General features: G+C 66.3%; 11 protein-coding genes. 4 read left to right on the top strand and 7 right to left on the bottom strand.

The window, feature by feature from the left end:
* Positions 1–220: 220 nt before the first annotated feature.
* The gene (locus ACIQ09_RS02525) at positions 221–2,116 is read right to left on the bottom strand and encodes a potassium transporter Kup (protein ID WP_398305618.1); all 1,896 of its coding nucleotides are present in this window, start codon (positions 2,114–2,116) and stop codon (positions 221–223) included.
* Between the two features lie 302 nt (positions 2,117–2,418).
* Between ACIQ09_RS02525 and ACIQ09_RS02520 the strand changes: the two genes are divergently transcribed.
* Positions 2,419–5,736, top strand: a complete 3,318-nt coding sequence (locus ACIQ09_RS02520) for an EAL domain-containing protein (protein ID WP_398305615.1) — start codon at positions 2,419–2,421, stop codon at positions 5,734–5,736.
* Here ACIQ09_RS02520 and ACIQ09_RS02515 read toward each other — a convergent pair.
* Genes ACIQ09_RS02515 through ACIQ09_RS02490 form a run of 6 tightly spaced genes read right to left on the bottom strand, consistent with a single transcriptional unit; the run spans position 5,733 to position 14,496 of the window.
* A complete protein-coding gene (locus ACIQ09_RS02515) occupies positions 5,733–6,674 on the bottom strand; it encodes a response regulator (RefSeq protein ID WP_398305612.1) in 942 nt (313 codons plus the stop codon). The genes ACIQ09_RS02520 and ACIQ09_RS02515 overlap by 4 nt on opposite strands.
* Positions 6,667–10,071 (bottom strand): ATP-binding protein, encoded by a 3,405-nt coding sequence (locus tag ACIQ09_RS02510; protein ID WP_398305609.1) that lies wholly within the window; start codon positions 10,069–10,071, stop codon positions 6,667–6,669. Before ACIQ09_RS02510 ends, ACIQ09_RS02515 begins: the two co-directional genes overlap by 8 nt.
* Entirely contained in the window at positions 10,071–11,444 is a 1,374-nt protein-coding gene (locus ACIQ09_RS02505; protein WP_398305606.1) for a sigma-54-dependent transcriptional regulator, read from the bottom strand. The genes ACIQ09_RS02510 and ACIQ09_RS02505 overlap by 1 nt, the downstream gene beginning before the upstream one ends.
* Entirely contained in the window at positions 11,441–13,015 is a 1,575-nt protein-coding gene (locus tag ACIQ09_RS02500; RefSeq protein WP_398305603.1) for a sensor histidine kinase, read from the bottom strand. Before ACIQ09_RS02500 ends, ACIQ09_RS02505 begins: the two co-directional genes overlap by 4 nt.
* Complete coding sequence (locus ACIQ09_RS02495; RefSeq protein ID WP_398305600.1) at positions 13,012–13,305, bottom strand: PP0621 family protein; 294 nt, start codon at positions 13,303–13,305, stop codon at positions 13,012–13,014. Before ACIQ09_RS02495 ends, ACIQ09_RS02500 begins: the two co-directional genes overlap by 4 nt.
* A 30-nt stretch (positions 13,306–13,335) precedes the next feature.
* Positions 13,336–14,496: a pyridoxal phosphate-dependent aminotransferase gene (locus ACIQ09_RS02490; RefSeq protein ID WP_398305597.1), complete on the bottom strand. Its 1,161-nt coding sequence runs from the start codon at positions 14,494–14,496 to the stop codon at positions 13,336–13,338.
* A 173-nt stretch (positions 14,497–14,669) separates the two neighbouring features.
* Between ACIQ09_RS02490 and mtnA the strand changes: the two genes are divergently transcribed.
* From mtnA to ACIQ09_RS02475, 3 genes are read left to right on the top strand one after another with little or no spacing between them, the layout of a single operon-like run.
* Positions 14,670–15,722 (top strand): S-methyl-5-thioribose-1-phosphate isomerase, encoded by a 1,053-nt coding sequence (gene mtnA / locus ACIQ09_RS02485; protein ID WP_398305594.1) that lies wholly within the window; start codon positions 14,670–14,672, stop codon positions 15,720–15,722.
* Between the two features lie 22 nt (positions 15,723–15,744).
* Positions 15,745–16,416, top strand: coding sequence for a class II aldolase/adducin family protein (locus ACIQ09_RS02480; protein ID WP_398305591.1), 672 nt, complete (start codon positions 15,745–15,747; stop codon positions 16,414–16,416).
* Positions 16,394–20,962, top strand: coding sequence for a response regulator (locus ACIQ09_RS02475; RefSeq protein WP_398305588.1), 4,569 nt, complete (start codon positions 16,394–16,396; stop codon positions 20,960–20,962). Before ACIQ09_RS02480 ends, ACIQ09_RS02475 begins: the two co-directional genes overlap by 23 nt.
* Positions 20,963–20,965: the final 3 nt, after the last annotated feature.

Below are 20,965 nucleotides of genomic sequence, written 5' to 3'. Positions count from 1 at the left end.
GGCACAACGGCATCCGGATGTTGCAGCGCATTATGTATGAAGACCGGGTGAGGTCGTTCGTTTAGCGCCCTTTAAATTTGCAAAATGCGTGAATAAATGTATGGCTGAACAATAGCGCGAAGCCGTCAGAGCCCCCGTGATCCCCGTCACGCGAAAATTACATTTCACATAAATTCGATGTATGGGCTGACGGGCTTCCAAGGCGGCGCCCGCACCCCTCTCACAACTCAATCTGGGTACCAAACTCGACGACCCGGTTGGCGGGAATGCAGAAAAAATCCGCCGCACTGTGCGCATTCCTGAACATCAGGATAAACAGCAGTTCGCGCCATCGACCAAGGACGGAGCCGCCCCGCGGGATGAGAGTCTCGCGCCCAAGGAAGAATGACGACTCCATGAGGTCGAACGGCAGACTCTGCGCTTCGCAGAGAGCCAAGGCCGCCGGAATGTCCGGATCATCCTTGAAACCATAGCGAACAAACACCCTGTAGAAGCCGTAATCCAGCTCCTCTACCCGCACCCGCTCCGCCACTGGCACGTAGGGGACATCTTCGGTGATCATTGTTACCAGCACCACACGGGCATGCAGAACCTTGTTGTGCAGCAGGTTGTGCAGCAGCGCGCGCGGAACCCCGTCGGGGGCAGTCGTCATGAACACACCGGTCCCCGGCACCCGGATGGGCGGATCGTGAAACATCGACTGGATGAAAAGGTCCAGGGGCATGGTGTCCACCTGCATGCGCGCCGTCAGTGCAGCGCGCCCCTGCTTCCAGGTCATCAGCAAGGCGTGAATGGCCAGGCCGAGGACCAGAGGAAACCAGCCCCCATCGAAAATCTTGACCGTGTTGGCCGAGAAAAAAGCAAAATCCACGGCGAAGAACACGGCCAGGAAGGCCAGGGCAGGCCCCCAGCTCCACTTCCACAGGGCCCTGACAACGAAGAAGGCCAGCACCGTATCGATCATCATGGTCAGCGTCACGGCAATCCCGTACGCCGAGGCCAGGGCACTCGATGAGCGAAAACCCAGGACCAGGGCGATCACGGCACCCAGCAGCATCCAGTTCACGTTCGGGACGTAAATCTGCCCGACTTCCTTTTCAGAGGTATGAATCACATGGATGCGCGGCGAGTAGCCCAGCTGGACCGCCTGCTTGGTCAGGGAGAACGCACCGGATATCACGGCCTGGGAAGCGATGATGGTGGCCAGCGTGGACAGGCCGACCATGGGGTAGAGCAAGGGCTCCGGGACCAGCAGGTAGAAGGGGTTCTTCACAGCCGACGGGTCATCGAGGATCAGCGCCCCCTGCCCCAGGTAGTTCAGGTATAGCGCCGGAAACACGTAACCGAACCAGGCCACCTTGATGGGCCGCCGCCCGAAGTGCCCCATGTCCGCATACAGGGCCTCGCCCCCGGTGATCGCCAGCACAATGGCCCCCAGGGCGAGAAAGCCCAGGGTCTTGTTGGCGACGAAAAAATTGACCGCATGCAGCGGGTTGATCGCCTGCAGCACATCAGGATGGCGCATCACGTTCATGGCACCGAGCACACCGAGGGTCGTGAACCAGAACAGCATCACCGGACCGAACACCGCCCCCACCCGCGCCGTACCCTTGCTCTGGATCACGAACAGGCCGGTCAGCACCACCAGGGAAATCGGCAGAACGTAGGGCCGGAACGCCGGCGTCGCCACCTCAAGCCCCTCCACCGCCGACAACACCGAAATCGCCGGGGTGATCACGCCGTCGCCATAGAACAACGCCGCGCCGAAAAGCCCGACCGCCGACATCAGGCTGGCAACACGGGGCGAGCGGGTGGTCCGCAAGGCCAGGGAGGTCAAGGCCATGATCCCCCCTTCCCCCCTGTTGTCGGCACGCATGATGAACACAACATACTTGAGGGATACGACGATGGTCAGCGCCCAAAACACCAGGGACAGCACACCGAGCACGTTCTCTGGCGTCACGGCCAGTCCGTGGTGTGCGTTGAACACTTCCTTCATGGTGTAAAGGGGGCTCGTGCCGATATCGCCAAAGACCACCCCCATGGCAGCCAGTGCCACCGGCAATACCTCGGCACTGGATCGCTTATCCTGACCTTCGGCAAGCACTGTTGACATTTCGCCCTCCTGGAGCTCACAGATAGGGAACCACCACCCCGCCAGACAAGGTGACAGCCCATCCCGCAACGCAGCATCCAGAAATCCGGATGCCTGTTCCCGTGCGGGACCGAGATACTACCGCATTGCAATAACAGGGGAGGCATGACCGAATTCACCAAGCCGAACTGAAGCCAAGGGGCCACACTGCCGTAATAAAGCTCGGAAAGCCCATGGCAATGCTCAAGTCGGCCTGTAAAGACCCCTCCGTGCCGGGCACCAGACACGACGGACCGCCCCTATCGCCCGAACCACCCCGCCGCATGCCACACGCCCCCTCTCTGCGCCAACTCACCATCATTGGCAGTGCCTATGCGCTCTGCGGCCTGCTGGCCCTTCACATCGCCATCCCCCCAGGCTATGTCGCCCCGCTCTACCCCCCCGCCGGCATCGCCCTGGCCGCCGTCCTGATCTATGGTCGCCGCATCTGGCCGGCAATATTCATCGGTGCCCTGCTCACCAACATCGAGGCCGTGATGCGCTCAGGACTCGATGGCTGGGCCTGGTTCACCCCCGCGTGTGTGGGCATCGGCGCCGTTCTCCAGTCCTTTGCCGGCGCAAGCCTGGCGAGGCGCTGGGCCGATTTTCCACGCGGGCTCGACAACACCACGACGATCCTGCGCTTCCTCTTCGTGGCCGGCCCTGTGAGCTGCCTGATCGGTGCCAGCTTCGGCACCTCGGCGCTAGTCATCTCGGGCGCCATCCCACTCATGGAGGCGCCTTTCAGTTGGTGGAACTGGTGGGCAGGCGACGCCATCGGAATCCTCATCGCCACGCCATTCACCTTCGTCTTTCTCGGTCAGCCGCGTCACGAATGGGGCCCCCGACTACGCAGCCTTGCGCTTCCCATGGCAGTAGCCCTGGCGCTACTCGCCGGGCTTGAGATCCAGGTAGCTCAGTGGGAACAGCAGCGCCTGCAGAGCCGCTTCGAACGGGACGCCCGCTACCTGTCAAGCCTGCTGCTGAAACGCTTTGCCAACTACACCGACGTATTGCAGGCCACAGAGCGGGTCATGGTCGCGGCGCCCGATCTCGATGAGGAGGGCTTCCGGCAGATAGCAGCACCCTGGCTGTCCCGCTTCGAGGGTATTCAGGGCATAGGCTGGATACCCCATATCCCCCACGAACAACGCAGTGTCTTCGAGGCTACAGCCCGCCGCTCGCTCACCACGCCTGATTTCGCGATCCGCGACCGGGGCCCGAACAAGCAACTCACCCCCTCGCCGCCACACGCCGAGTACTATCCGATCCGCTATATCGCGCCGCAAGAGAGCAACCGTCGCGCCATCGGGCTGAACGTCCTTTCGGTTCCCACCTCGGCCGAGGCGCTTGCCCGCAGCCTGGAAGACGGCAAGGCAGCAGCCACCTCCGCTTTCGAGCTGACCCAGGAGACCGAGCGCAAGCTCGGCGTTGTCGTCTACCAGCGGACCAGCCCGGCCCCCGCCCAGACGGGACGTCTAGCCAATGGCTTCGTCTTCGTGGCGCTGCGCGTCGAGGACGCCGTCAACAGCATTCTTCAACTCAACCCCATAAGCGGCATCTCCCACTGCCTGGCGGAAGTAAGCCCCAGCGATGCCAGGGGCCGCCGGCTGGCCGGACTCGACACCTGCCCGGCAGTCGGGGAAACCAACGCTGCCGGGCTCACCCCATGGGTGGAAGACTTCGACTTCGGCGGACGCGCCTGGCGCCTCCACTTCGTCGCCGAACCCAGCTACGCCACTCTGCACAGAGGGTGGGAAGCATGGACCCTGCTCGCCGTCGGCCTGCTCAGCACCGGCATGCTCGGCGCCTTCCTGCTCTCATCCACCGGACGCGCCCGGCGCATTGAAGAACTGGTGCGGCAGCGCACGGCCGAACTCGCCGAAGCCAGCCGAAGCCTCAGCGCCAAGCAGGCCATGCTCACCCACGCTGAACGCATCGCCCAGCTGGGCAGCTGGGAAGCCGATCCCGAAACCGGAAAGGGTCACTGGTCCGAAGAGTTGTTCTCAATCCTGCGGGTGCCTCGGGGCCAGGAAGGCAATCGTGCAAACCTGCTGGCCGCGCTTCACCCCGACGATCGGCCTCGGCTGCAGCAGGCCTTCGACGAGGTCGCCCAAGGCATGGCCGGCACCAGCTTCGACGTGCGCCTGCGCTGGGGCGATCAAGGAGAAACCCAGCGCATCGTGCACTTCACCATCGAGGCCGGCACGGGCCCGGACAAGGGCAAGACCCTGCGCGGCACCGTCCAGGACGTCACAACCAACCGCGCAGCCGAAGCACACATCCACTATCTGGCCCACTACGATGTACTCACCGGGCTGCCCAACCGGAGTCTGTGGATCAGCCGCGCCGAACAGGCCCTGGCCATCGCCCGTCGCAACCAGCAGCAGGCTGGTGTGCTCTTTCTCGATCTGGACAACTTCAAGAAAATCAACGACACCCTTGGCCACCCGGTCGGCGACCGCCTGCTGTCTGCCACCGCCCAGCGACTGGCCCTGTGCCTGCGGGAGGAGGACGTGCTGGCCCGCCTGGGCGGAGACGAATTTGTCGTCCTGCTACCCCAGCTCAGCCACACCCAGGATGCCGCCATCGTTGCCCGCAAGCTGATCGCCAGCCTGGTCCGTCCCTTTGACATCGACGGCCAGGAGCTCTCCATCTCCACCAGTATCGGCATCGCCCTGCACCCGGCCGACGGCAATGACGTGAACCAGTTGCTCAAGCACGCGGACACCGCCATGTACGACGCCAAGAGCGCCGGGCGCAACGACTTCCGCTTCTTCACCCCCGACATGAACAGCCACGCCTATGCTCGGCTGATGCTCGAAAACGCCCTTCGCCACGCCCTCGAGCGCGAGGAGCTCGAGCTCGACTACCAGCCCCAGTGGTCCATGCCCGGCCAGCGCTTGATCGGCGTGGAGGCCCTGGTACGCTGGAATCACCCGGAGCGGGGGCGCATCCCCCCGGGCGAATTCATTCCGCTGGCCGAGGAAACCGGGCTCATCGACGCCATCGGCGACTGGGTACTGCACGAGGCCGCCCGCCAGCAAGCCGCCTGGCAGGCAGCCGGACTTCCGGCCCTGACCATCGCCATCAACATCTCGGCCTTGCAGTTCCGGCGGCCCGGCTTTGTCGATCGGGTCCACCAGGTGTTCGCCGATGCGGGCGTCTCGCCACAGCGTTTCGAGCTGGAACTCACCGAGAGCGCACTGATGCAACCCAGCGTCGAAATTGAAGCCCAGTTCACCCGGCTGCGCCGCCTGGGGATAGGGCTGGCCCTGGATGACTTCGGCACTGGTTACTCCAGCCTGGTCTATCTCAAGCGCCTGCCGATCACACGGCTCAAGATAGACCGCTCCTTTGTGCAGGATCTGCCCGGCGACGCCGAAGATGCGGCCATTGCCACCGCCACCCTGTCCATCGCCCGGGACCTGGGCCTCGAGGTGGTGGCCGAGGGAGTCGAAACCGAAGCACAGCGTGACTTCCTGCTGCAGCGCCAGTGCCCGATCATGCAAGGCTACCTGTTCGCCCGTCCCCTGCGGGCGGCCGACATCACCGCACTGCTCGCCGCCTCGGCGGAGGTGGGTGCCTCACTCAAGGTCTAAGTGTCCGGCCCACCGCCCATGCGGATCCGGGCCATGGCCACCGATGCCGCCGCGGTACGGTTCTCGACGCCGAGCTTGGCGAAGACATGCTCCAGGTGCTTGTTCACCGTGCGCGGGCTGGAGCCGAGGATCTCGCCGATGTCAGGGCTGGTCTTGCCCTTGATCACCCAGTACAGCACCTCCGCCTCCCGGGTGGTCAGGCGGAAGGCGGCCATCAGGGCATCCACCACCGCCGCGTCCGACTCCTCACGCAGCACCAGCAGCCACTCGTCGTCACCGGCCCGCTCGTGAAGGTTGAAAATCAGGCGCCTGGCCCCCTGGTTGATGTGCAGGGGTGGGAAATCACGGCCCTCCCGGCGCGCCCGGGCCGATTCATGCACCCAGGCCATCACCGCGGCCGGGGCATCGTCCTCGTGCCCGGGGAAATAGTCATTCATCAGCTTGCGTGCAAGGGGGGTCTGCCATACCACCCGGCCGCTTTCCGGGCGCAGGGCCAGGGTAGCCTGACCGAAGGCATCCAGGGCCGTGCGGGCCTGTTTCATCAGGCGGGCGCTGGCCATGTGGGCGGCAATGCGGGCCAACACCTCCTGCGGGCGGATCGGCTTGGTCACATAGTCGGCCCCGCCGGCCTCAAAGGCGGCCACCACGTGCTCGGTCTCGGTCAGGCCGGTCATGAAAACGATGGGGATGTGGCGGGTGGTGAAGTCGGCCTTCAGGCGGCGGGCCACTTCGAAACCATCGATGCCCGGCATCATGGCATCCAGCAGGATCACGTCGGGCAGGCTGTGGCGGGCGCGTTGCAGCGCCGTCTCGCCGTTGGTGGCCACCAGCACCGTGTAGCCCGATTCGTCCAGCGCGTCATGGAGCACCGAGAGGTTCTCGGGGATGTCGTCCACGATCAGCACCAGATCGGAATTGAGCCGGTCGAAATCAGACATGGCGGGCCTTCTCCAGCAAGGGGGCAATGGCGTCGAGGCGGAAATTGCGGGTCAGCTCGCGGACTTCGGCCACAAAGGCGGCATGGGCGGGGTCGGCCGCCTCAATCTCGTCGAGCCGCGCCAGGATGCCCTTCACGTAGCCCAGCTCGACCTGGCGGGCCAGCGGCTCCAGCAACGCAAACGGCGGATACACCATGTCGGCGGGCAGCCGTGGCTCGGGTGCCACCTGATGGGCCTCGACCCAGATCAGGCCAAGGCGCTCACCCACCCAGTCGAGCAGCTCGCTGACCTGCACCGGCTTGAGGAAGAAATCCCGTGCCCCGATACCCAGCGCATTGTCGTCCGAATGGATGCCGCGCTCGTAGGCATTGGCCGAGATGATGGCCACCGGTGTGGCGGCGTGTCGCCCCTCACGGATACGGCGCACGGTCTCCCATCCATCCATGCCCGGCATGGCCAGGTCCATGAAGATCAGGTCGGGCCGGAAATCATCCAGCGTCGCCAGGCAAGCGGGCCCCGAGGCCGCCTCGGCAAGCACGAAGCCGAGGGGCTCCAGCAGCGCGAACAGGAACTCCCGGTCCACCCGCTCGTTGTCCACGATCAAGATGCGCCGGCGCGGCCCCTGGTAGCCCACCGGCCGGCTGCGCGGCAGGCTGGCGCGGGCCGCCGCCCCCTGAACCTGAGGCAGGAAGAGACGCACCCGGAAGCGGCAGCCCTCGCCCGGACGGCTGTCCATGGTCAGCTCGCCGCCCATCACGTCGGCAAACATGCGGCTGATGGTCAGGCCCAGCCCGGCCCCACCGGCGCCCTGGGCGGATGTGCCCCGGGAGAAGGGGTCGAAGATGCGCTCCTGCTCCTCGGGGGAAATGCCAGGCCCGCTGTCCTCGACTTCGAAGGTGGCCATTTCCATGCGGTAGGCGACGCGCAGGCAGATATGCCCGCGGGCGGTGAACTTGACCGCATTGCCGAGCAGATTGATGAGGATCTGCCGCACCCGCTTTTCGTCCGCCCGCACGAAAGGCGGAATCTCCCCCTTCGGCTCGTAGCGAAAATCCAGCCCCTTGTTGCGGGCCTGGAGCTCGAACATGCCAACGATCTGCTGCACGAAATCCCGGAAATCCAGGGCTTTCACGTCCAGCGCCAGCTTCCCCCCCTCGATGCGGGCGATATCCAGCGTGCCCTCGATCACCGACAGCAGGTGGTCGCCGCTGCGCCGGATCACGTTGATGGCCTGGCGCCGGGGGGGCGGAATGGTCTCGTCTCCGTCAAGGATCTGGGCATAGCCGAGAATGCTGTTGAGGGGTGTGCGCAGCTCGTGGCTGATGGCGGTGATGTAGCGGCTCTTGGCCTGGTTGGCCAGCTCGGCCGCCTGCTTGGCCCGCTGGAGCTGCTCGTCGGTACGCTGGTGGGACTCGATCTCGCGCATCAGCAGGTGGGTCTGGCGGTTGGACTCCTCCTGGGCCACCTGGCGGCTTTTGTGGGTCAGCACCAGCCACCACACCACCAGGCCCGACAGCAGCAACAGGGCTGCGTAGCCCTTCAGAAAGGCCATCTGCAGGGCCGGGGCAAACTCGGCCGCGCTGTCGCCCAGCAGCTTGAGGCCCAGGTGATGGAGCAGCCACACCAGCAGGGCCAGGCCCGGGGCAATTCCACCCATCAGTAGCAGATAGTGGCCGAGCCCGCTTTCCAGGTAGGGCCACACCGCCCGCGGCAGCAGGCGGCGCATTGCCCCCGACCACTGGGCAGAGAGCCGCGCGTGGGGCTTGCACAGGTCACTGCAGCGGGCATCCAGCGAACAGCACAGGGAGCAGATGTCGCCCTGATAGGCCGGGCAGCGGGCCAGGTCGTCGGCCTCATACTCCCGTTCGCAGATCACGCACTGGCGCACCCCGGCCAGCGCCGGCCCGGGCTTGCGGGCGATGTAGTAACGGCCACCCGTGGCCCAGGCGATGAGAGGGGCGGTGACGAAGGCGGCAACCAGGGCAATCAGGGCCGAAAAAGCCTGGGCGTCGGCACCAAACACGCCCAGATAAGCCGACACCGACAACACCGAGGCGATGCCCATCGCCCCGACCCCCACCGGATTCACGTCGTAGAGGTGCGCCCGCTTGAACTCGATGCCCGGCGGCGACAGGCCCAGGGGCTTGTTGATGACCAGATCGGCCACCACGGCCATCATCCACGAGATGGCCACGTTGGCGTACAGACCCAGAACCTTGCCGAGGGCCTGGAACACGTCCAGCTCCATCAACACCAGGGCGATCAGGGTGTTGAAGACCACCCATACCACCCGCCCCGGATGGCTGTGGGTAAGCCGGGCAAAGAAGTTGGACCACGCCAGGGAACCCGCGTAGGCGTTGGTGACGTTGATCTTGAGCTGTGACACGACCACGAAGAGGGCCGTCGCCGCCACCGCCCAGTGCAGATTGGGGAAGACGTATTCGTAGGCGGCAAGATACATCTGGTTCGGATCCACCGCCCGCTCGGCCGGTACCGAGTTGCTGATGGCCAGATAAGCCAGCAGCGCTCCACCGAGCATCTTAACGACGCCGAGTACCACCCAGCCGGGCCCACCCACCAGCACCCCGGCCCACCAGCGGCGCCGGTTGGCCGCCGTCTGCTCGGGCATGAAGCGCAGGTAATCTGCCTGCTCGCCCATCTGGGTGATCAGGGCGATACCCACGGTCAGAGCAGCCCCGAAGGCATGGATGCTGAAACCGGCCCCGGCGCCATGTTCGCCCCCGTAGGCGGCGAGCTCGTGAAGGATACCGGGACGCTCGATGAACACATACACGTAGGGCACCACCAGCATCACCAGCCACAGGGGCAGGGTCAGGCTCTGCAGGCGGCTGATGGTGGTGACCCCGTGGGTGACCAGCGGAATCACCACGATGGCACACAGCAGGTAGCCCCAGGCCGGCGGAATGTCGAAGGCGAGATCCAGGGCATAGGCCATGATCGCCGCCTCGAGGGCGAAAAAGATGAAGGTGAACGAGGCGTAGATCAGGGAGGTCAGCGTTGAGCCGATGTAGCCAAAACCCGCGCCGCGGGTCAGCAGGTCCATGTCCACCCCGTAACGGGCGGCGTAGATGCTGATAGGCAGGCCCGCCAGGAAGATGATCAACCCGGTGGCCAGAATCGCCCAGAAGGCGTTGATGAAACCGTAATCCACCAACAGGGTCGCCCCCACCGCCTCCAGCACCAGGAAGGAGGCCACCCCGAAGGCGGTGTTGGCCACCCGCAGCTCGGACCAGCGCCGGAAGCTGCGCGGGGTGAAGCGCAGGGCGTAATCCTCAATGGTCTCCCGGGCAACCCAGGTGTTGTAGTCGCGCCGAACCTTGACGACCCGCTGGACCGCCTCCGGCTCACGCGGGGATGCCGCGTGCCCGCTGTCCATCACTCCTTCATGCCCAGGCGTTCCAGGCGATAGCGCAGGGAGCGGAAGGTCACGCCCAGGGCACGTGCCGCCGCAGTGCGGTTGCCACCGGACTTCTCAAGGGCCTCCTCGATGACATGGCGCTCGACCTTGTCAAGATAGTCCTGGAGGTCGGCCCCACCCGGAGTCGCCGGCGTCGCGTGGCTGGCCTCGCCCATATCGGCCGGATCGAGGAGCAGGTCGTCGGCGTGGATCAGGCTGCCGCTGGACAGGGCCAGGGCGCGCTCAAGAATGTTCTCCAGCTCACGCACATTGCCCGGAAAGGAATAGGCGGCCAGGGCCTTCACCGCGTCATCGGCGAGGCGCGCCACCGCCATGCCGGACGATTCCGCCAGCCGCACCAGCAGTATCTCGGCCAGAGCCGGGATATCCTCGCTGCGTTCGCGCAAGGCCGGCATGCGCAGCTCGATGACGTTGAGGCGGTAGAACAGATCCTGGCGGAAGCGCGCTGCCTCGACCATGGCCTTGAGGTTCTGGTGGGTGGCACTGAGGATACGCACATCCACCGCCGTCTCCACCGTATCCCCCAGGCGCCGGAACTTCTTCTCCTGGATCGCCCGCAGCAGCTTCACCTGCATGGGCAGGGGCAGATCCCCCACCTCGTCGAGGAACAGGGTGCCGCCATGGGCCGCCTGGAAGAAGCCCTCCCGATCGCTGTCGGCACCGGTGAAGGCGCCCTTCCGGGCGCCGAAGAACTCGCTCTCCATGAGGTTCTCGGGGATCGCCCCACAGTTGACTGCCACGAAGGGTGCCGTCGAACGCGGGCCAAGCTCGTGGATCATCCGCGCCGCCCGCTCCTTGCCGCTGCCCGACTCCCCCGAGATGAACACCGGCGCCTGGCTGCGGGAGAGCTTCTCGATCAGGGAGCGCACCTGCACCATGGCCTGCGACTCGCCGATCAGGCTGGAGGTGTCCTTGCGGCTGGCATCCTCCTCCTTGCCGCGGACCGAGAACACCGACTTGACCAGGGCCCGCAGCTGCTCAATGGAGACCGGCTTGGACAGGTAGTCGAAGGCGCCGGCCTTGAGGGCGGTGACGGCGTTGTCCATGCTGCCGAAGGCCGTGATCACCGCCACCGGCAGGTCGCCGATGCTCTCGGAAATGTGCCGCACCAGCTCAAGGCCATCTCCATCAGGCAGGCGCATGTCGGTCAGGCACAGGCGGTAGCGCTGCCCGGCGAGCCGGCCCCCCCCCTCCGCCAGGGTCGCCGCCCCGTCGCTGGCCAGGCCGAGGCGCAACAGGCTCAGTTCGAGCAGTTCACGGATATCGTCTTCGTCGTCGACGATGAGCACGTCGGGGCCGCTGGAGCGGGCCCGTCTTTCGTTCTGGATCATGACTTTGCGCGTCCGATAATGCGGAAGTGGGCACCGGCAGAAGTGGCAGGAAGCAACTCCAGCAATGCACCGTTGGCCTCGGCCAGTTCACGGGCGATATACAGCCCCAGGCCGGTGCCCTTGGAGTGAGTGGTGAAGAAGGGCTCGAATATCTTTGACCGATGGTCTTCCGGGATACCCGGGCCATCGTCCCGTACTTCCAGCTCCACCCGGCCCTCCTCGAAGGCACGCGCCGAGATGATGACCGCTGCCGGCCCTCCACTGCAGTGACGACGGGCGTTGCCCACCAGGTTCCAGAGGATCTGCCGGAGGTGGGTGCGGTCCATGCACAGCGTCACCTCGGGTGCCATCCGACTCACCACGATACCCTCTGAACCCAAGCCCTCGGCGAGCGTGAACTCCTCCAGAAACTCATCCACGAACTCGGCGAGCTGCAGTTCCTCCGGCAAGGCCTCGTCGCGCCGCCCGAGAGCCAGCACATCGCTAACCAGCCGGTCGATACGCTGGGCGTTGTTGCCAATGATGCGGATCAGGCGAGCCTGCATCTCGCTGCGCTTTTCCTCTCTCAGCAACTCCGCTGCCGAGTAAACCGAGGCCAGAGGGTTGCGGATCTCGTGGGCAATGCTTGCCGTAAGACGCCCGAGGGCCGCCAGCTTGACCTGCTGGATCTGCCGATGGAGGCGATCGAAGTCTTCAAGGTAAATCAGCGTGTCCTTGCCCTCGCCGGCAGGCAGGGCGCGCACCAGCAGCATCTTTCCGCTGCCGTCGGCGCGCAGGCTGTGGGCGGATTCGCCCTGGGCTGCCAGGCGGCGCAACTCTATTTCAAGGGACGGGGCGCAGGCTTCCAGCGTCATGCCCTCCCGCAGGTTGGCCCCGAGGAGCGCCATGGCCTGGGGGTTGAACTGGCGCACCACAGCCCCCTCACCCACCACCAGCACACCGTCCTGCATGTCCTGGATGATCTGCCGGTTGAGGCGCAGCTGGTTGGCCAGGTCGGCCCCGCGCTGGCGGGCCAGGTCTTCGTTGGTCAGGGCCCGCTGCGCCAGCAGGCGCGCTACCTGGGCAATGGCGAAAAAACCAATACAGGTGATCCCCACGGTAAAGAAATCAACCGTGTCGCGCCCCGACAACAGCCGGAACGCGTTCTCGAGAAGAACGGCCACGGTGGCATAGGCCGCATAGAACAGCACCATGCGCCCCTGCCCCACCAGCCCGGCCCCGGCGAGAGCCACCAGAATCAGGATGGGCATGCCGCTGCGGTAGCCGCCGCTGGTCCACATGATGACTGTCAGCAGAGTGACATCAACCAGTACCTGCAGGGTCACCAGCCGGGAGGTACCGAGCAGGCGCTCGGCGTCCTTGAATCCAAGGATCAGGACAGCGGCCATGTAAGCGATGGCTGCCGCGATGAACAGGGTCGGGGAGTCGCCACCGAGTTGCAGTGGGCGCCCCGCCACCAGGAAGAAGCCAGCAAGAATCAGCCGAAAGAGATTGAGATAACGCAGTGGCTCGGCCCTGGCCAATCCATCGGCCAGGTGCACCTCAAGCGATGGCACAACGTCAGCCTTCACAGACGCACACCCAGGCGGCGGTGCTCGTCCGAACAAAAGAACGCCCCGTTGCCCCGCACGCCCTCGCTCTCCGGCACGTGCAGGCCGCAGTGGGCGCAGGCCACCATCTGCTCGGCCTCGAGCATCTCCCGTGGGGCTTCCGCACCGGGCCGGGCACCCGTGGCGCCATCAAGCCCGCCCTCAGCCCGGTCATCCTTTCTGCCGCCGAAACCTCCGAGTGTCCGGCGCAGGGCACGCCGCACAAAGAACAGACCGACCAGGAAAAGGATGAACAGCAGAAGATTGCGCACAGAAGGAACTCCAGGGGAATGCAATCGAGTTTAGCAGAAGCGTTGCAGGCGCTCGAAAGCCGCGAGCAGGGTCTCGTCGCGCTTGGCAAAGCAGAAGCGGATCACCTTTTCATCACGCCCGTCACCAAAGAAAGCCGACAGGGGAATCGCCGCCACTCCGACCTCGCGGGTCAGCCAGTCAACAAAATCCACGTCGGAGGCATCGGAGATCGCCCCGTAGCGGGCGGTCTGGAAATAGGTACCGGCGCAGGGCAGCAGCTCGAAGCCGGTGCCCGCCAGCCCGTCCCGGAAGCGGTCGCGCTTGGCCTGGTAGAAGGCCGCCAGGTCGAGATAACGGGAAGGCGCTTCCATATAGTCGGCCAGGGCCAGTTGCACCGGGGTATTCACCGTAAACACGTTGAACTGGTGCACCTTGCGGAACTCCGCCATCAGCGCCTGGGGCGCCAGCACATAGCCCACCTTCCAGCCGGTCACATGATAGGTCTTGCCAAAACTGGAAACGATCAGGCTGCGCGCAGCCAGCTCCGGGTAACGGGCCACGCTCTCGTGGCGGGCACCATCAAAGACGATGTGTTCGTACACCTCGTCAGCCACCACCAGGATGTCCGTCCCCCGGGTCAGGTCCGCCAGGGCCTGCAGATCGGCCTGGTTCCACACGCTGCCGCTCGGATTGTGGGGCGTGTTGATCATGATCATGCGCGTTCGCGGCGACACCAGGGCCCGCACCGCAGCCCAGTCGGGGCGATAGTCGGGCGCGCTCAGGCGGGCCCGCCGCACCACACCGCCCTGCAGCTGGATGGCCGGTACATAGGAGTCGTACACCGGCTCGAAGACGATCACCTCATCCCCCGGATGCACCAGCGCCGCCACTGCGGTGAACAAGGCCTGGGTGGCGCCGGCGGTGACGGTGATCTCGTGCTCCGGATCGTAGTCGGTGCCGTACAGGGCCTTGACCTTGGCCGCAATCGCCCCGCGCAGGGCCGGGACACCGGCCATCGGCGCATATTGGTTGTGGCCGCTGCGCATCCAATGGGCGACGCGCTCGAAGAGCACGTCCTCTGCGCTGAAGTCGGGAAACCCCTGAGACAGATTGATCGCCCCGCACTCCTGGGCCAATCGGGACATGGTGGTGAAGATGGTGGTGCCCACATCAGGCAGACGGGACACCAGGGAAAAAGACAAGTGCGGCATCGGGGGCCTCCGGAACAGGCCGGGAATTCTGGCAGATGCCCACGTCGCCGGCCAGCGGCCCAGCCAACCCTGTCTCCCCTGCGGCGCGGCTCCGGCATGCAGAAACCGTTGATTACCCGCACCGGGCGGTGACAGCCCGATACAATCCCGCGCTACGCCATAGAGGTAATCCCGTGTCCGACATCTGCCCGACCCTGCGCCGGGACGGCGACCAGGTCGTCATCCTCGACCAGACCCGCCTGCCCTACGAAGAACACTATCTGCACCTGAACAGCCTTGCCTGTGCCGCCACCGCCATCCGCGACATGCAGGTGCGGGGTGCTCCGCTGATCGGTGCAGCCGCCGCATTCGGCATGGCGCTGGCCCTGCGCCACGATGCCTCCGACGCCACGCTGCACCACGCCGACGGCGTACTGCGCCAGACCCGCCCGACCGCCGTGAATCTGCACTGGGCCCTGGACCGCATGCGCGCCGCCCTCTCCCCTCTGCCCGCCGCAGCCCGCAGCACCGCTGCCTGGGCCGAGGCCGAAGCCATCCGCAGTGCCGATGCCGCCAACAATGCCGCCATCGGCCAGCACGGCCTGACCCTGCTGCGCCAGCTGGCCGGCACGCGCAAACCCCTGCAACTGATGACCCACTGCAACGCCGGCTGGCTCGCCACCTGCGGCCACGGCACCGCTCTCGCCCCCATCTACGCGGCCCACAGCGCCGGTCTCGACGTCCATGTGTGGGTCAGCGAAACCCGGCCCCGCAACCAGGGGCTCCTCACCGCCTGGGAGCTGGCCCGTGCCGGGGTGCCCCACACGCTTGTCGCCGACAACGCAGCGGGCTGGCTGATGGCCTCAGGGCAGGTGGACTGTGTCATCGTCGGCGCCGACCGGATCGCTGCCAACGGCGACACTGCCAACAAGGTGGGCACCTATCTCAAGGCCCTGGCCGCCCACGCCCACGGCCTTCCTTTTTATGTCGCCGCGCCCCACTCGACCATCGACCCCGCCTGCCCGAACGGCGCGGCCATTCCCATTGAAGAGCGGAGCGCCGACGAGGTGCAGTGCCTTGCCGGCCTGACCGAGGACGGCCGCATCGTGCGCACGCGCATCGCCCCCGACACCAGCGCGGTCAGCAACCCGGCCTTCGACGTCACGCCAGCCGGATTGCTGACTGGCATAATCTGCGAGTCGGGCCTCGTCCAGCCCGACGCCCTGGCATCCCTCACCCGGCATTGAACCGCCCGACCGGAGACTTGCGATGAACGAGAATGTGCTGCGTGCCGGCCTGCTGGCCACCGCCCGATCGATGGCCAGTAGCGGACTCAACGCTGGCACCGCCGGCAATGCCAGCGTGCGCTGCGCCCGGGGTTTCCTGATCACGCCCAGCGGGCGCAGCTACGAAGACTGCACCGACGGCGACATGGCCCTGGTAGCCATGGACGGCAGCTGGCAGGGGCCTTACGCCCCATCCAGCGAATGGCGCATCCATCGGGACATCCTCGCCGCCCATCCTGAAGCCGGCGCCGTACTGCACGCGCACTCGCCCTTCGCCACTGCCCTGGCCTGCCTGCGGCGGGGCATCCCGCCCTTCCATTACATGATCGCCCGTTTCGGCGGAGACGACATCCGCTGTGCCCCTTACGCCACCTTCGGTACCCAGGCCCTGTCCGATGGCGCCCTGGCCGCGCTGGAAGGGCGCAACGCCTGTCTGCTGGCCAATCACGGCATGCTTGTCTTTGGCACCGATCTGCGTCGCAGCCTGGCCCTGGCCATCGAATTCGAAACCCTCTGCGAGCAGTACTGGCGCACCTGCCAGCTGGGCCAGCCGACGCTCCTGAGCGCCGCCGAGATGGCCGAGGTCATCGCCCGCTTCCAGAGCTACGGAACGCCCCAGGCCAGCGCCACGGATGGCCACGCCGCGCCGGACTGATCCCCACACCATGTCCGGCCCGGCCAGCACCCCATCCCGCCCGCCCCTCGCCCGCAGCCTGCTGGTCAGTCTCTCGGCCACCTTCATCGCCTGCCTGCTGGCCTTCGGCACAGCGGTGCATTTCCTCATCGTCGCCCCGGCCACGCAGACACTGGCCCGCGTCCAGCTCGATCAGGCTACCGCCCATATCCAGTCGGAAGCCGAACGCAGCTTCCGGCGCATCGAGATCCAGCTCGGCACCGCACGGGCATGGGGTCAGGCTGGGCGCCTGGACATGAACGACGTCCCCGGATTCAAGGCCCTCATGGCCCCCTTGATGGGCGAGGAAAGCCGCATCGGCGCCATTCACCTGTCCGACGCCAACGGACAGCGGATCACCTTGACCCGGGACACGCTCACGCTCCTCACCGACGCCCTCCCCCCTGGCAACAACACCCTTGACGCAGCCAGCCCCGACCGGGTGGTGTGGAGCGCCCCCTTCCGGGCCCCCGGCAGCGGAAACGGCTGCATCACGGTGTCCACCCGCTGGCGCACCGCCACCGGGCGTATCCGCACGCTGGCCTTCGACATCAGCCTGGCCGAGCTTTCCCGCCTCACCCTTGAAACCCCCGTGGGCGAGCGAGGCGGAGGCGCCGTCCTCACCGACGCCGGCGACATCGTCGGCGTACCCCGCTTTCCGCGCTTCGCCAACCTCGCCGATCAGCACAACGCCATACTCCAGCCGGCTGCGGCCCTCGACGTGGACTTCCTCAGCCACGGCCACGCCCGCTGGCGCGACGCCGACCGGGTCAGCGCCAGCGTGCTGAATTACGAGAACGAAGGAGAAAACTGGCTGGTGCAGTTCGTGCCGCTGCAGCTTGGCGAACAACGCTGGTGGGTAGCCGGCTTCGCCCGGGAAGCCGACTTCATCCCGGCCCGCCTTCAGGAAGTAATGCCCGTCCTGCTGCTGCTCATCGCATTGACCGGCACCCTGGCCATCACCATGGCCCGACGCATTGCCCGACGCCTCGAGCAAAGCATGGCGGCACTAGTGGAACGAAGCGAGCGCATCGCGCGACTCGACCTCTCGGCCCCTGCCCCCGTGGACGCCCCTTGGCGCGAGCTGGCCGAACTGGACGCATCCCAGGAGCACATGCGCGGGCAGCTCCAGCAGGCCAATGCAGATCTGCTACGCAGCCGCGCCGAACTGGAAGACAAGGTCAAGGAGCGCACCCGCCAGTTGGCCGAGAAGAGTGAAGCCCTGGCCGACCAGTTGCTGTTCATCGAGGTGCTCCTCGACGCCCTGCCCAGCCCGGTCTTCTACAAAGGGCCGGATGCCCGCTTCCTGAGCTGCAACACCGCTTACGAACAGGCCTTCGGCACCACCCGTAGTTTCCTGCTCGGCAAGACCGTCCTCGACCTGCCCTACCTGCCCGCGGCCGACCGTATCGGCTACCACGAGGAAGACCGGCGCATCATCCGCGAGGCCTGCACCTCCCACAAGGAAACGGCCATCCCCTTCGCCGACGGCCGCAGCCACGACACCCTCTACTGGGTCCGCGGCTTCCGCCTCGGCAATGGAGAACCGGGCGGCCTGCTCGGTGTCATCGTCGACATCTCAGCCCAGAAGGCCGCCGAGCGCGCCGCCCGCAGCGCCGAAGAGCGTAGCCGCCAGATGCTCGAATCGAGCCCCATCGCAGTGGTCATCAACCGCCCCGACGGTACGCCCCTGTTCGCCAACACCCGCGCCCTGGTCCTCGCCGACACCGACATGGAGACCTTCATGTCGCGCCCCGTTACCACCTGGTTCCGCGACCCCTCCGTCGGCGAGAAAGCCATCGCCCGGCTCAAGAGTGGACTGCCGGTGCGCGATCTGGAAACCGAATTCCAGAACATCGGCGGCCGCCCCTTCTGGACCCTGATGACCATGGAGCGCATCGAGGTGGGCGGCCACACCGCGCTGATCAGCTGGAGCTATGACATCACGGCCCGTAAGCTCGCCGAGCGGGAGCTGCGCAAGCTGTCCCTGGCCGTCGAGCAAAGCCCGTCCATGCTGCTCATCACCACCCCTGGCGGCGCCATCCAGTACGCCAATCCGCGCTTCTGTCAGGTAGCCGGCTTCAGCGCCGAACTGCTCGCTGGAACCCACCCCGACCTGATGGACAGCACGGGGCTGCCCCTGGAGTTTCTGGCCGAGCAGTGGCAGTCCCTCAAGAGCCAAGGCGTCTGGCGACGCGAATGCCAGCTGCGCCTGCGCAGCGGAGAGTTGCTGTGGGTCGGCATCTCGGTGAGCGGCCTGATCGAGGGCGACGGGGAGATCACCCACTGCATCTGGGCTCTGGAAGACCTCGCCCTCTACCGCCGGGCCGTGGAGACCCTGCGCGAAGCCAAGCAGCTGGCCGAAGAAGCCGCCGAATCCAAAGCCCGCTTCCTGGCCAACATGAGCCACGAGATCCGCACCCCGATGAACGCCATCATCGGCCTCTCGAGCCTGTGTCTGGACACCGACCTGCAGACCCGCCAACGCGATTACGTCACCAAGATCCACGCCGCCGGCAGCACCCTGCTCAACGTCATCAACGACGTCCTCGACTTTTCCAAGATCGAAGCCGGCAAGCTCCGCCTCGAGCAGACGGCCTTCGCCCTCGACCAGGTTCTCGACAGCGTCATCACCTACGTCGCCCAGAAAGCCCAGGAGAAGGGGCTGGAGCTGATCCTCCAGGTGGCCCCCGACGTCCCCCAGGATCTGCTCGGAGACCCCCTGCGCCTCGGCCAGATCCTCACCAACCTGCTGGGCAACGCTGTCAAGTTCACCTCCGGCGGCGAAGTCCAGCTGCAGGTGCGCTGCGACAGCCGCGACGGCCAGCACGCCAGCCTGCGCTTCGACGTGGTCGATACCGGTATCGGCATGAGCGAAGATCAGATCGGCCGGCTCTTCGAAGCCTTCTCCCAGGCCGATGACTCCATGACCCGCCGCTTCGGCGGCACTGGTCTGGGCCTGTCCATCTCCCGCCACCTGGTCGAATTGATGGGTGGCAAGCTGGACGTCTCCAGCACTCCGGGGGTCGGCAGCCGCTTCGGCTTTTCCACGCCCTTCGGGCTGGCCCAGGGGCGCCCCCCCAAAGCCCTGCCCGGCATGCTCGACGGCCTGCGCGTGCTGGTGGTGGACGACCACCCCGTCGCCCGGGAAGTCCTGCTCGGTCTGCTCCACACTTTCCCCTTCCGCTCGGAGGCCGTCTCCTCGGCGGCCGAAGCCCTGGTCGCCGTGCACCGCGCCGATGGCGGCGACCGCTTCGGGCTGGTCCTGATGGACCTGCGCATGCCCGACCAGAACGGCATCGAAGCCACCCGGCGCATCAAGCAGGATCGCAGCCTTGCCTCCCCGCCGGCGGTCATCCTGCTCACCGCCTATGGCGAGGCAAGCACCGCCGGGGACGCCATCGAAGCCGGGGCTGACGGCTTCCTGCACAAGCCCGCCACCGCCTCCACCCTGCTCGATGCCATCATCAGCACCTTCGGCCTCGACGCCGCCCCCCAGCCCGTCGCCTCGCCAGCCGGCCAGGACCTGGCCGGCCTGCATATCCTGGTAGCCGAAGACAACGACATCAACCAGCAGATCGCCCGCGGCCTGCTCGAGCGCATCGGCGCCACCGTCAGCGTGGCCGATAACGGCCGCACGGCCATCGAGACGCTCATCGCCGCCGGCCCCGACACCTTCGACGTGGTGCTGATGGACCTGCAGATGCCCGAAATGGACGGCCTCGAAGCCACGCGCCGCATCCGCGCCGACCCACGCCTCGCCCACCTGCCCATCATCGCCATGACTGCCCACGCCATGGCAGAGGAGCGCCAGCGCTGCATCGACGCGGGCATGAACGACCACGTGGCCAAACCCATCGTGGTGGAAAGGCTGGTCCAGGCCATCCTCCAGCAGGTTCACCGCGTTGGCTCGACCCCGACAGCCCCGGGCACCGACGCGGTGGCGACGACACAGGGCCTGCCCGACCTGCCCGGCCTCAATGTCAAGGCGGCCCTGCGCCGGGTCGGTGACGACCCCGCCACCTACCTGTCCCTGCTCCAGCGCTTTACCGTGTCTCAGGGCGACTGCGCCGAACGCATCAGACAGGCCCTCGAGGCCGGCCTGCCGGCCGACGCCGAGCGCATTGCCCACAGCGTGCGCGGTGCCGCCGCCAACCTCGGGGCCGGCGCCGTCCAGGAAGCCGCAAGCGCCCTCGAGATGGCCCTGCGCAAGGGAAGCCCCAGCGAGCCCCTCCGGCAGAGCCTCGCAACCGAGATGAACGCCCTCGCCCGCATGCTCGACACCGCCTTGCCGGCACGCGTCGATGTGCCCGACCCACCTCGTCACCTCGACGATGCAGCCCTGGACAAGTCCATTACTGAACTGATCCGTCTCATCGAAAACTCGGACGGCGCCGCCCCCCTCCACTTCCGGCAGATCCGCAGCGATCTGGCGGCGCGGATCGGTGCCGCCAAAATCGGCGAGATCGCCGAGGCCCTGCAGCACTATGATTATGATCATGCGCTGGCCTGCCTGCGCCCGGCCTGACAA

The organism is Zoogloea sp. (assembly GCF_044344315.1).
In the GTDB taxonomy this organism is placed as follows: domain Bacteria; phylum Pseudomonadota; class Gammaproteobacteria; order Burkholderiales; family Rhodocyclaceae; genus Zoogloea.
This window is presented reverse-complemented; position numbering and strand designations above follow the sequence as displayed.